The sequence below is a fragment of the Morganella sp. TYF_1 genome (genome assembly GCF_043105645.1).
GTDB classification, from domain to species: domain Bacteria; phylum Pseudomonadota; class Gammaproteobacteria; order Enterobacterales; family Enterobacteriaceae; genus Morganella; species Morganella morganii_B.
The window spans coordinates 227,517-240,236 of record NZ_JBICLU010000026.1; the positions used below are offsets into that span (position 1 = coordinate 227,517).

The window sequence follows — 12,720 nt, forward strand, 5'->3', positions numbered from 1 at the left end:
CAAAAAAGAATAAGTGAGTAAATTGTTATAACGTTATTCTATTCAGTGACGATATAACAAAAAATGCACCGGCACCAGTCAAAAAATAACAGCTCAATGCCCTGATACTGCTCATTTCTCAGCAAAGCGCGGAAAATCGCGGCTATACCTTCTTAGGTTATTTTCATCAATACTTATAACCAAAAGGAATGACTGCCGTTTGGATGTAAAAAAACCGGTCAGTTTACGATCCTGACCGGTTTTTACTGTTACCTGACCGCCGATATTATAACGACAAATTATTTGGATTTTTCAACCCATTTACCGTCGATATAGAATGCAGACCAGCCGGTTGCTTTGCCGTCTTTATCGGATGCCACATACTGCTGTTTGGTTTTGCGGCTCCAGCGGACCGTGGTCGGGTTACCGTCCGGATCTGCCACCGGCGCTTCCGCCAGATAACGCATTTTCTCAGACAGACGATCTTTAAAGCGAACCAGTTCTGCCACCTGCGGTGCGCGGGTTTCCCGTGATTTCGGGAAGTTATGTGCCGCCAGGAAAATCCCCGCTGCACCATCACGCAGTACAAAGTACGCATCTGACTTCTCGCACGGCAGCTCCGGTAACGGTACCGGATCTTCTTTCGGCGGAGCCACTTCGCCGTTACGCAGAATTTTACGGGTGTTTTTACACTCATCGTTGGTGCAGCCCATATATTTACCGAAACGCCCCATTTTCAGGTGCATCTCAGAGCCGCATTTTTCACACTCAACGACCGGGCCGTCATACCCTTTAATGCGGAATTCGCCCTCTTCAACTTCGTACCCTTCACATTCCGGGTTATTACCGCAGACATGCAGTTTACGGCCGGTGTCAATCAGGTAGCTGTCCATCGCCGTGCCGCATTTCGGGCAGCGGCGGCGGGCACGCAGTGCGTTGGTTTCCGCATCATCCCCTTCAAGGATATTGAGGATTTCGTGTTCCGGGATCAGGTTGATAGTCTGCTTGCAGCGTTCTTTCGGCGGCAGCGCATAACCGGAACAGCCCAGGAATACCCCGGTGGAGGCGGTACGGATCCCCATCGGACGGGAACAGGTCGGACAGATGATCGAGGTGATAACCATCGGGTTCGTCCGCATGCCGCCTTCTTCCGGATCTTTGCCCGCGTTATCCAGCTGTTTGCTGAAATCGGCAAAGAATTCATCCAGCACGGATTTCCATTTCGCTTCATTGTTAGCGATATGGTCAAGCTGATTTTCCATCCGCGCGGTAAAGTCGTAGTTCATCAGTTCCGCAAAGGTTTCTTCGAGACGATCGGTGACTATTTCACCCATTTTCTCGGCATAGAAACGGCGGTTTTCCACTTTCACATAACCGCGATCCTGAATAGTGGAAATAATTGACGCATAGGTGGACGGACGACCAATACCGCGTTTTTCCAGCTCTTTAACCAGCGATGCCTCACTGAAACGTGCAGGCGGCTTGGTAAAATGCTGTACAGGTTCAATCGCTTCGCACGTCATAACTGTACCCGGCGCAATCGCAGGCAGCGTATTATCATCATCATTCTTACGCAGAGCAGGCATCACTTTGGTCCAGCCATCGAAACGCAGTGTGCGTCCTTTGGCTTTCAGTATAAAGTCACCCGCTTCCGCGATCAGTGTGGTGGAATCGTATTTTGCCGGTGTCATCTGACACGCGACAAACTGACGCCAGATCAGCTGATACAGACGGCGCGCATCCGGCTCCATATCCTTGAGCATCTCTTCCGTAACAGCGATATCAGACGGACGGATAGCTTCGTGCGCTTCCTGGGAATTCTCTTTGTTGCTGTACAGATTCGCTGAGGCAGGCAAATATTTATTACCGAAATTCTCAGTAATATAGTCACGCGCCATCGTAATGGCATCCTGGCTCAGGTTGGTGGAATCGGTACGCATATAGGTGATGTGACCGGCCTCATAGAGACGCTGTGCCATCATCATGGTTTTCTTCACACCAAAGCTCAGGCGTGTACTGGCGGCCTGCTGGAGCGTGGAGGTAATAAACGGCGCCCCCGGCTTGCTGGAGGTCGGGCGGTCTTCTCGGTCAATAATTTTAAATGTGGCGGCCTGTAACTTGCTGACAGCAGCATGCGCCTGTTTTTCATTAACTGCTTTGAACGTTTTTCCGTTTTCCTGTACGACTTCCATGCGCAGCTGATCTTTTTTATCAGACAACAGTGCATGGATCTGCCAGTACTCTTCCGGCACAAACGCTTTAATTTCACGTTCACGTTCAACAATCAGACGCACTGCGACAGACTGCACACGACCGGCGGATAAACCACGGGCAATTTTCTTCCACAGCAGCGGAGAAACCATGTAACCCACCACGCGATCCATAAAGCGGCGCGCCTGCTGGGCATTCACCCGGTCAATATTCAGTTCGCCCGGCTGTTCAAATGCCTGGCTTATCGCATTTTTGGTGATTTCGTTAAACACCACCCGGCTGAAACGGCTGTCATCACCGCCGATCACTTCCCGCAGGTGCCATGCAATGGCTTCCCCTTCGCGGTCAAGGTCCGTTGCGAGATAGATGTGTGATGCATCGGCAGCCAGATGCTGTAATTCAGACACAACCTTTTCTTTGCCCGGCAGAATCTGATAATCCGCTTCCCAGCCGTGGTACGGGTCAACACCCATCCGGCTGACCAGCGCTGTGCGTTCGTCTTTTTTAACTTTTTTCGTTTTATCGCCTGCAGCAGCGGGTTTACGGCTCGCTGAACCACTCGTCGGCAGATCCCGGATATGACCGACGCTGGATTTCACCACGTAGTCTTTACCGAGATACTTGTTAATCGTTTTGGCTTTTGCCGGGGACTCCACGATGACAAGAGCTTTACCCATAATTATCATTACCTAAATTTTCGGGGCGATTATAAAAACGCCAATTTTTGCGTTAAATACACTGCCTTTTATATTGAGGCACTTTCGTAATAGATCAACTCTTTTTATACTAATGCTTTGTTTCAACTCAAAACATCTGTCAGGAAATGATGTATTTTTAATATCGCCGTCACCGGAGTGTATTACGCAAATAGTCTTCCCGCCACATTGCGGGGCTCTTGAAAAGTTCACACTCTACCTGATAAATAGTGATGCGCAACAAATTATTTTTCAAAGGAGTTCACAGAATGCAAAAAGAAACCATCGCCATCAGCAAACAAGAGTTGTTAGAAAAAGCCAATAAAATCATACAGGAACATGAAGATTTTCTGGAAGGTATGCAGGCTGATGATGTTGAACAGAAATCCGGCGTATTGGTTTTTAAAGGTGAATACTTTTTAGACGACCAGGGCCTGCCGACACTCAAAAGTGCAGCCGTCTTTAATATGTTTAAACATCTTGCTCACGTTCTGTCAGAACAATATCATCTGGCGGATTAACCGGCGGATGCCGGAATCATCACCGGCAGGATAATAATAATCCGCAAAGAATAACGGCAGCCCGGGCTGCCGTTATTTATATTGCGACGGTTATTTCCCGACCGGGCCATTCCCGCGCTGCCACCAGCGGAGAATAAGGCGGTCAGCACTCATCATCACACTCTGGGTGATTTTATCGATAAGACGCTTACGGCGGAAATAACGCACCTGAATGACTTCGTGGTCAGGGATTGCGGCAACAATTAAATCATCACTGACTGCCAGATCATCAACCAACCCCAGCGCTTTTGCCTGAGTACCGTACCAGTGTTCACCGGTTGCCACTTTATCAATGTCCAGAGACGGACGGTTCTGAGAAACAAAGTTTTTGAACAGAACGTGCGTTTCATCCAGCTCCTGCTGGAATTTCTCACGGCCTTCATCGGTATTTTGCCCGATGAATGTCAGTGTGCGTTTATATTGACCAGCTGTATGCATTTCCACATCAATATCATTTTTCTTCAGCAGACGATGGATGTTAGGCACCTGTGCCACCACACCAATCGAGCCGATAATCGCAAACGGCGCAGCCACAATTTTATCCGCCACACACGCCATCATATAACCCCCGCTGGCCGCGACTTTATCCACCGCAATGGTGATACGGATATTTTTCTCACGCAGACGGGTCAGCTGAGCAGCGGCCAGACCGTAGGCATGCACCAGTCCGCCCGGGCTTTCCAGACGCACCAGCACTTCATCCAGACCCGGTTCAGCCACAGACAGAATAATGGTGATTTCTTCACGCAGCGATTCCACTTCGTGTGCATCCAGGCTGCCTTTAAAATCGATCACATAAATGCAGGATTTGCGCAGACGGGTCTGCCCGTTTTTGGCGTTGCTTTTGTCTTTTTTATCTTCGTTTTTTTGTTGTTTTTTAAATGCTTTATTCCAGACTTTCTGCTCTGCTTCGCTCATGCGGGCATGTTGCATTTCACGCTGTCTGTCACGGTAGTTTTCACCCAGATCCGTCAGACGTAATTTACCCAGAGACTGCCCTTTACGGATGCTGAGCATGACAAAGAACACGACAATGGCAATGATTGCCAGAACAATAGTTACGGTTTCTGCAAGAAATAAACCGTATTGTGAGAGAAACTCCACCGGCACACCTTAATGCTGTTAAATTGAATGGCGCTATTTTAACTAAAAAATCTGATAAATGCTCAACTAGTTTTGTAACCCTTGATGGCAATCACGCCCTGAGGACGGTATGATGAAAACGGGTTCACCGCCTTCCTGGTATGTGATATCCGTCCATTCGTTTTTCCGGAGTTATCACCATGCATAATAATGATGTATCCCGTTTTTCCCCGTCCTCTCCTGACGCACTGAAAACTAAAATCATACTGATCACCGGTGCCGGTGACGGGATCGGCCGTGAAGCTGCCCTGACCTATGCCCGCTACGGCGCGGAACTGATCCTGACCGGCAGGACCGAATCCAAATTACAGACCGTCCGTGACGAGATAACACAGCGTTACGGGTCAGTACCGCACATTTATCAGCAGGATTTGCTGACACTGACAGAAGCGCAAAGCCGTCAGTTCGCCGCCGCACTGGCACAGGACTTTCCGCGCCTCGACGGCGTGCTGCACAATGCCGGTATTCTGGGTGTGGTCGCCCCGGTCACAGAGCAGCCGGTGCCGTTATGGCAGGAGGTGATGCAGGTGAATGTTAACGGCACCTTTATCCTGACACAGGCACTGTTACCGCTGTTGCTGAAATCCCCGCAAAGCTCACTGGTATTCACATCATCAAGTGTCGGCCGCGAAGGCCGTGCCGGATGGGGTGCCTATGCCGTCTCCAAATTTGCCACTGAAGGCATGATGCAGGTTCTGGCTGAGGAATATAAAGGGACCGGTCTGCGCGTCAACTGTATTAATCCGGGCGGTACCCGTACTGCCATGCGTGCCGGGGCATTTCCGGATGAGGCTTCCGAAAAACTGAAAACCCCGGCGGATATTATGCCGACTTATTTATATGTGATGTGTGACGACAGTGCCGGTAAAAACGGGATCAGCTATGATGCGCAGCCCGGCCGCAAAGCCGGACCGGCGGAATAATAAAAAACAGTAATATCAGTGTGCCGGGAGCGCGTCATCCGTTTGCAGCAGTAAAATCCCGGCACCGAAAATCTCACCGGTTTCCTGCACAAATTCACTGAATTTCCGGCTCTCTTCTTTATCTGTCCCGTTCTCTTTATCGCTCTGCAGCAATATCTGACGATAACGATTAGCCATCCGCATTAATACCGTATGATAACGGCTGTATATTTCATATTTCTTTGTCACATCGGTCTGATGCCGGAACTCCGTCACAATATCCGTGATTTCCTCAGCACCCTCACGCAATTCCGGATCCTGAAACCGGATATCATGCAGGCGGAGAGTATTACCGGTATCCGCATCCTGTTCCGGGGTGACCACGGTATTATCCGGTAATAAACTGACACCGCGCGGATTATATTCCAGGAACCGGCGAAATTCATTTTCATTCATACAGATTGTCATCATTCCTTTTTCCCCGGCAACAAATCTGTCCAGCACAGCTTTTATATCCGGTACATCGGAAGAAAACCGGCATTTAAACAGATTATTATCGATAACGTCGGCATTACTTGTTTGTAACGGCCCCTGATAATAATGACCGTCAAATTTAAATGTTTTCACCCGGGAATTAAATTGCGGTGAATAAAGGGTATCGCCGTCATGAATGGTATAGGAATAATAACGGGCACGGGACGGATTGAGGATCCCGCCGCTGTTTCCGGGATAAGCCATAAAGGAAATCTGCTGTCCCTGCGGTGTTTCCAGCTTATTGAGGCCGGCCGGCAGATAAACGCTGCCCTCCGCACCGTGTGCAAGGTGATAGCTTTTTCCGTTTACCGTAAAAAACAGATCATCCCCGGTAATATTACTGTAGTAATACCGGCTCAGTTCAGGTGTGCCGGGCTGTGTTTTGTCACCACATCCCGGGAGCAGAAAGATGAGCGTTAACAGACCGCATCTGGCTATCGCAATAATCATCTCCTCGCAGATATCTCTCTGTTTTCCGGTCATTCACCGGCAGGAAATACGGTTTTGATTATTTTAACCCACACTGCGGGTATTTGCATGACCTCTGCACAAAAAAACGCCCTGTACGCAGGTACAGAACGTTTATAAGAACAAAGACAGGCTGAAATAACAGAAAATACCGGTTTTACGCGGATTATTATTTACCGGTACGGCGTTTCTGTGTATTTCCGGTTCCCTGACGGGTTGATGACGGACGCCCGGAATGACGTTTTGATGCGGTAGTGCCGACTTGTGAATGACGTTTTACCGCACGGCGGATCTGATTGGCTTTGATCCGGCGTTTATCACTTTCCACAGAAACCTTGGTGGTGGTTTCCGCAGGCAGTCCCACCAACGCACGCAGATAGTTGGTTTTTTCCAGATTCAGTTCCACCCATCCGCCGCGCGGCAGCGCTTTCGGCAGATCGATATCGCCGTAACGGACACGGATCAGGCGGCTGACCTGCACACCGACCGCTTCCCACATCCGGCGGACTTCGCGGTTGCGGCCTTCGGTCAGAGAAACATTAAACCACTGGTTGATACCTTCCCCGCCTTTGAATTTCAGCGAACGGAATGACGCCGGGCCATCTTCCAGCTGAACACCTTTGAGCAGCTGATTACGTTTGGCATCATCCACTTCACCGAAGACGCGGACCGCATATTCACGCTCCACTTCACGGCTCGGGTGCATCAGGCGGTTTGCCAGTTCCCCGTCAGTCGTGAACAGCAGCAGACCACTGGTATTCACATCCAGGCGGCCGACCGCAATCCAGCGGGCGCCCTGAATGCGCGGCAGGCGATCGAAAACCGTCGGACGGCCGTCCGGGTCGTGGCGGGTACATAATTCCCCTTCCGGCTTGTAATACGCCAGTACACGGCACGGGTTTTTCTGTGCATCTTTGATGCCTAAAACCCGGCCGTCGAGGCGGATTTTGGCATTAGTATTCACATCGATACGGTCACCCAGTGTGGCGGTTTTACCGTCAATGGAGATACGGCCCGCTTCGATGTAACTTTCAATCTCGCGGCGTGAGCCATGCCCTGCATGTGCCAACACCTTTTGTAACTTTTCTGTTTTCTGGCTCATTGAGCACCCTCTGCTGTCGCCTTCACAGGCGTCATAAAAATCAACCGCAGCATTATACACAGGTTAATGCACGGCGCTAACGCATTTTACACATGTGACGCACACGGCAATCACAGGAACGGCGTTACATCTCCGGTTCCTTCACGCACCACAACCGGTACGTCGTCAGTCAGGTCAATTACCGTTGTCGGTTGCTGACCGATATAGCCGCCGTGGATCACCAGATCCACCTGCTTGCCCAGGGTATCATTAATTTCTTCCGGATCGGATTCCGCAAAATCATTGCCCGGCAGGATGAGACTGGCTGACATCAGCGGTTCGCCCATAGCGGCAAGCAAATCCATGGCAATCGGATTCGACGGAATACGCAGACCGATGGTTTTGCGTTTTTCACTCATCAGACGGCGCGGTACTTCTTTCGTCGCCCGCAGAATAAAGGTGTAATTACCCGGCGTATTATTTTTGATCAAACGGAATACCGTGTTATCCACATGCGCATAGGTGGAGATATCCGATAAATCACGGCACATCAGGGTAAAATTATGGTTACTGTCTATCTGACGCAGACGGCAGATCCGCTGTAATGCGTCTTTATCTTCCAGACGGCAGCCGATGGCATAGCCGGAATCGGTCGGGTAAATCACCACACCGCCTTTGTTAAAAATATCCACGCTCTGATTGATCAGGCGTGCCTGCGGGTTATCCGGATGGATATAAAACATCTGGCCCATGTTGTTTCCTCTGTTAATCCTTCAATGACCAATCCTGCCAGATTGGTATCACATCACCCGGTAACCACAATTTACGGCCCAGTTCTATCCACGAACACGGCTGATGAAAATCGGATCCCTGGGAAGCTTTTAATTCGTAAGTTATTGCATACTGTGCCAGTGTCCGGCGCTCATCCGGCGCCTGCTGACACTGCGCCACTTCCATGCCATCCCCGCCTGCCTGTTTAAAAAAATCACACAGGCGTTTAAGCCACTTGGCGGATAAACCATAGCGGCCGGGATGTGCCAGTACCGCCTGTCCGCCTGCGGCATGAACCGCTTTCACCGCGTCAGGAATATCACACCACTGCGGCGGCACATAGCCGGTTTTGTTGCGGGCAAGATAGCGTTTGAACACCTTCGGAATCGTCGGTTCCACGCCACGGGCAATCAACACCCGGGCGAAATGTCCGCGGGTGACTTCTCCGCCCTGCGCCATTTCATTCGCCTCTTCCCAGGTGCCTTCAATCCCGGCCTTTGCCAGCCGTTCACTGATAAGCATGCCGCGTGCCCGGCGTCGCGCTGACTGCTGCGCCAGTAATTCTGTCATTGCCGGATGGGTAATATCAATATTCAGCCCGACAATATGGATCTCATGATGTTCCCAAAGTGTTGATATTTCAACACCATTAATCACTTTTAGCGGCAAATTATTTGCCTGCTGATAATGATGCGCCGCCGGAAGTGCATCCGTGGTGTCGTGATCGGTAATTGCCAGCACGGTCACGCCCATCTCAACGGCTCTGTCCAGTAACTGCTCCGGTGTCAGCATGCCGTCTGACGCAGTGGTATGGCTGTGTAAATCATAGCACGACAGGTCGAGACCTGTAGTTTCCGGCTCCATCGCGTCTCCCTTCTGTTCTGACAACGCTTTGTCTGAGGTGTCCTCATGACATTTCATCACCCGCGTTTTTGCGGGCAGCACAGTATTCCACAAAAATCCTTGACACACCAACTTCGATCTAGTTAACTAGTACGCAGAACGAGTTATCTGTAATCACTGTTTATACTGAGGACATCCCATGAACATGCACAAACTGAACAATCGTTGGTGGCGCAATCTTTCCCGTCGGGCGGAATGGTTGTGCGTGCATGTCAGTTAACCGGCTGTACCAGAGCACAGAACCCGCCCCCGTGGCGGGTTTTTTTATGGCAAAAAATTCACATAGCAAGGTAATAATCATGGACAGAACGATTTTTACACAACACATCCGGACAGATTATCCGGCTTATCAGCCCGACCCGGCGGCGGTATTCACCGCGCTTTGCGCACAGCGTCCTGCAACGCTGTTATTAGAATCCGCCGAAATCGCGTCCAGAGCCAATTTAAAAAGCATGCTGGTGCTGCACAGCGCACTGCTCATCCGCTGCACCGGGCACACTGTTACCGCAGAAGCCCTGACCGCAAACGGCGCAGCGCTGCTGCCGGTACTGCAGGATCGCCTGTCCGCCGGGACTATCAGCGGTAACACCCTGGCACTGCATTTTACTGCACCCGCCGCCCATGCGGATGAAGATACCCGCCTGCGCGCCACCTCGGTCTTTGATGTGCTCCGCACCCTGATGAACCTGCCGTCACAGGCAGATGACCGTCACGCGCTGTTCTGCGGCGGACTGTTCAGTTACGACCTGGTTGCGGCCTTTGAGGCACTGCCGCCGGTTGAACGCATCAACCGCTGTCCGGATTACTGTTTTTATCTGGCGGAAACCCTGCTGACGATTGACCACCAGCAGCAAACCAGCGAACTCATTACGTTGACCTTTACAACGGATACAACAGAACAAACCCGCCTGGCAGAACAGCATCAGCAGATACTGACCGCACTGGCGCAGCCGGTAACCGCATCGGGCACTGTTGCACCGGTGGGCATCAGCGTGACAACGTCACATTCAGATGCCGATTTTTGCACTATCGTTAATCAGTTAAAACAATCCATTATTCAGGGTGATATTTTCCAGGTCGTGCCGTCACGCCGTTTTCAGTTACCGTGCCCGTCGCCGATGGCGGCTTACCGTGAACTGAAAACCCGTAACCCGAGCCCGTACCTGTTCTTTATGCAGGATGCGGATTTCACCCTGTTCGGCGCATCGCCGGAAAGTGCGCTGAAATATGACCCGGCAACCCGTCAGATTGAAATCTACCCGATTGCCGGTACCCGCCCGCGCGGCCTGTCAGCGGACGGTTCGGTGGATGCGGATAAAGACAGCCGCCTGGAACTGGATCTGCGTACGGATCAGAAAGAGCTGGCCGAACATTTTATGCTGGTTGATCTGGCCCGTAATGACCTCGCCCGTATCTGCCGTCCCGGCAGCCGCAGTGTGGCGGAACTGACCAAAGTGGATCGCTATGCGTTTGTGATGCACCTGGTATCCCGTGTCACCGGTGAATTACGTGATGATCTTGATATTTTTCATGCCTATCAGGCGTGTATGAACATGGGCACGCTGACCGGCGCACCGAAAGTCCGCGCGATGGAACTGATTGCCCGGGCCGAAAAAGTCTGTCGCGGCAGCTACGGCGGTGCGGTGGGTTATTTTCGCGGCGATACCACCTTTGATACCTGCATTGTGATCCGCTCCGCCTATGTCGAAAACGGTATTGCCACTGTGCAGGCCGGCGGCGGCGTGGTACTGGATTCCGACCCGCAGGCGGAAGCCGACGAAAACCGCAACAAGGCCCGCGCGGTGATCCGCGCCATCACCCGCGCCCATCATGCAGAGGAGACATTCTGATGGCTGATATTTTACTGCTCGATAATGTCGATTCCTTTACCTATAACCTGGCCGATCAGTTCCGTGCTCAGGGGCATCAGGTGGTGATTTACCGCAACCGGGTTCCGGCGGACGTTATTCTTTCCGCGCTGGAAACCATGAAAAACCCGGTGCTGGTGCTCTCTCCGGGGCCGGGAAAACCGGCAGATGCCGGATGCCAGCCGGAAGTGCTGAGTCGTGTCAGAGGCCGTTATCCGGTAATCGGTATTTGCCTCGGTCATCAGGCGATTGTTGAAGCCTACGGCGGCAAAGTCAGCCACGCCGGTGCCGTGCTCCACGGTAAAGCCAGCCAGTTGCACCACGATGAGCAATCTATGTTTTCCGGTCTGCCGAACCCGATGAAAGTGGCACGCTATCACTCACTGGCAGCAGAAATCATCCCGGAAGCGCTGACCGTGTGCGCCACCAGCGACAACATTGTCATGGCTGTCCGCCATGAACAGGACAAAGTCTGCGGCTTACAGTTTCATCCCGAATCCGTCCTGACACCGGACGGCGCAGCCCTGCTGGCCAATACCCTGGCGTGGGCACAGGCATAACTCAACCTGAATAACAGATAAAAAAACAGATTAAGGAACAGAGAGATGCAAACATTATTTGAAAAACTTTACCGGGGTGAAACACTGACCCTGGCGGAAAGCCGGGAATTATTTTCCGCGATAATCCGGGGAGAATTGAGTGAAACTCAGCTGGCGGCAGCGCTGATCAGCATGAAAATGCGCGGCGAACAGCCGGATGAAATTGCCGGTGCTGCCCAGGCCTGTCTGAACAACGCGCGCGCCTTCCCGCGTCCGGACTATCGTTTCAGTGATATTGTCGGCACCGGCGGCGATGCTTCCGACAGCATCAATATCTCCACAGCCAGTGCTTTTGTGGCAGCTGCCTGCGGAATAAAAGTCGCCAAACACGGCAGCCGCAGTGTTTCGAGTAAAACCGGTTCTTCCGATTTACTGAATGCCTTCGGCATCGCGCTGGATACCCCGGCGGATGTGTCCCGCAGCGCGCTGGATGATGTCGGCGTCTGTTTTCTGTTTGCCCCGCACTATCATGACGGTTTCCGTTTTGCCGCACCGGTGCGTCAGCAGCTGAAAACCCGTACCTTATTTAATGTCCTCGGGCCGCTGATCAACCCGGCCCGCCCGCCGGTTGCCCTGATCGGTGTATACAGCCCGGCGCTGATCCGCCCTGTTGCACAAACGCTGAAAGTCCTCGGCTACCAGCGTGCAGCCGTGGTGCACAGCGGCGGGATGGATGAGGTTTCCCTGCATGCGCCGACACAGGTTGCTGAGCTGCATAACGGCGAGATCCGCGAATACCGCCTGACCACAGACGATTTCGGCCTGCGGGGTTATGACATGCAGGAACTGCGCGGCGGCACCCCGGAAGAAAACCGTCAGTTACTGACGCGGTTATTACAGGGAGAAGGCACCGCCGCACAGAGTCACGCCGTGGCAGCCAATGTCGCCCTGCTGATGAAACTCAATGATAACGAAGACTTACAGGATAATGCGCAGCATGCGCTGGCAATGATCCGCAGTGGTAACGCCTTTGAGCGCGTCACCGCCCTGGCCGCGAGAGGATAAA

General features: G+C 52.0%; 9 protein-coding genes and 1 pseudogene. 4 read left to right on the top strand and 6 right to left on the bottom strand.

The window, feature by feature from the left end:
* Positions 1 to 278 precede the first annotated feature (278 nt).
* Positions 279 to 2,867: a type I DNA topoisomerase gene (gene topA / locus ACF8OF_RS14350; protein ID WP_392497023.1), complete on the bottom strand. Its 2,589-nt coding sequence runs from the start codon at positions 2,865 to 2,867 to the stop codon at positions 279 to 281.
* 287 nt (positions 2,868 to 3,154) lie between these two features.
* Between topA and ACF8OF_RS14355 the strand changes: the two genes are divergently transcribed.
* Positions 3,155 to 3,406, top strand: coding sequence for a YciN family protein (locus tag ACF8OF_RS14355; RefSeq protein ID WP_015422731.1), 252 nt, complete (start codon positions 3,155 to 3,157; stop codon positions 3,404 to 3,406).
* Positions 3,407 to 3,496: 90 nt separating this feature from the next.
* Here ACF8OF_RS14355 and sohB read toward each other — a convergent pair whose 3' ends face one another.
* The gene (gene sohB, locus ACF8OF_RS14360) at positions 3,497 to 4,549 is read right to left on the bottom strand and encodes a protease SohB (RefSeq protein ID WP_262859396.1); all 1,053 of its coding nucleotides are present in this window, start codon (positions 4,547 to 4,549) and stop codon (positions 3,497 to 3,499) included.
* A 179-nt stretch (positions 4,550 to 4,728) separates the two neighbouring features.
* Between sohB and ACF8OF_RS14365 the strand changes: the two genes are divergently transcribed.
* On the top strand, positions 4,729 to 5,511 hold the full coding sequence (locus tag ACF8OF_RS14365) for a YciK family oxidoreductase (RefSeq protein ID WP_262864704.1): 783 nt from the start codon (positions 4,729 to 4,731) through the stop codon (positions 5,509 to 5,511).
* 15 nt (positions 5,512 to 5,526) lie between these two features.
* Here the strand turns inward: ACF8OF_RS14365 and ACF8OF_RS14370 are convergent, their stop codons facing one another.
* The 4 genes from ACF8OF_RS14370 to ACF8OF_RS14385 form a co-directional block, all read right to left on the bottom strand.
* Entirely contained in the window at positions 5,527 to 6,507 is a 981-nt protein-coding gene (locus ACF8OF_RS14370) for a hypothetical protein (protein WP_392497024.1), read from the bottom strand.
* A 154-nt stretch (positions 6,508 to 6,661) separates the two neighbouring features.
* The gene (gene rluB / locus ACF8OF_RS14375; RefSeq protein WP_262859399.1) at positions 6,662 to 7,594 is read right to left on the bottom strand and encodes a 23S rRNA pseudouridine(2605) synthase RluB; all 933 of its coding nucleotides are present in this window, start codon (positions 7,592 to 7,594) and stop codon (positions 6,662 to 6,664) included.
* 110 nt (positions 7,595 to 7,704) lie between these two features.
* Positions 7,705 to 8,325 (bottom strand): L-threonylcarbamoyladenylate synthase, encoded by a 621-nt coding sequence (locus ACF8OF_RS14380; RefSeq protein WP_025153121.1) that lies wholly within the window; start codon positions 8,323 to 8,325, stop codon positions 7,705 to 7,707.
* Positions 8,326 to 8,338: 13 nt separating this feature from the next.
* Positions 8,339 to 9,208, bottom strand: a complete 870-nt coding sequence (locus ACF8OF_RS14385) for a PHP domain-containing protein (protein WP_262859475.1) — start codon at positions 9,206 to 9,208, stop codon at positions 8,339 to 8,341.
* Positions 9,209 to 9,546: 338 nt separating this feature from the next.
* Between ACF8OF_RS14385 and ACF8OF_RS14390 the strand changes: the two genes are divergently transcribed.
* Positions 9,547 to 11,097 (top strand): anthranilate synthase component 1, encoded by a 1,551-nt coding sequence (locus tag ACF8OF_RS14390; RefSeq protein ID WP_392497025.1) that lies wholly within the window; start codon positions 9,547 to 9,549, stop codon positions 11,095 to 11,097.
* Positions 11,097 to 12,719 (top strand): annotated as a pseudogene (gene trpD / locus ACF8OF_RS14395) (bifunctional anthranilate synthase glutamate amidotransferase component TrpG/anthranilate phosphoribosyltransferase TrpD). Before ACF8OF_RS14390 ends, trpD begins: the two are co-directional and overlap by 1 nt.
* The last annotated feature ends 1 nt before the right edge of the window (position 12,720 follow it).

Excerpts from the sequence above, each read along its gene's own strand:
- topA (WP_392497023.1), bottom strand. The coding sequence starts at position 2,867 with ATGGGTAAAGCTCTTGTCATCGTGGAGTCCCCGGCAAAAGCCAAAACG.
- ACF8OF_RS14355 (WP_015422731.1), top strand. The coding sequence starts at position 3,155 with ATGCAAAAAGAAACCATCGCCATCAGCAAACAAGAGTTGTTAGAAAAA.
- ACF8OF_RS14365 (WP_262864704.1), top strand. The coding sequence starts at position 4,729 with ATGCATAATAATGATGTATCCCGTTTTTCCCCGTCCTCTCCTGACGCA.
- ACF8OF_RS14370 (WP_392497024.1), bottom strand. The coding sequence starts at position 6,507 with ATGACCGGAAAACAGAGAGATATCTGCGAGGAGATGATTATTGCGATA.
- rluB (WP_262859399.1), bottom strand. The coding sequence starts at position 7,594 with ATGAGCCAGAAAACAGAAAAGTTACAAAAGGTGTTGGCACATGCAGGG.
- ACF8OF_RS14380 (WP_025153121.1), bottom strand. The coding sequence starts at position 8,325 with ATGGGCCAGATGTTTTATATCCATCCGGATAACCCGCAGGCACGCCTG.
- ACF8OF_RS14385 (WP_262859475.1), bottom strand. The coding sequence starts at position 9,208 with ATGGAGCCGGAAACTACAGGTCTCGACCTGTCGTGCTATGATTTACAC.
- ACF8OF_RS14390 (WP_392497025.1), top strand. The coding sequence starts at position 9,547 with ATGGACAGAACGATTTTTACACAACACATCCGGACAGATTATCCGGCT.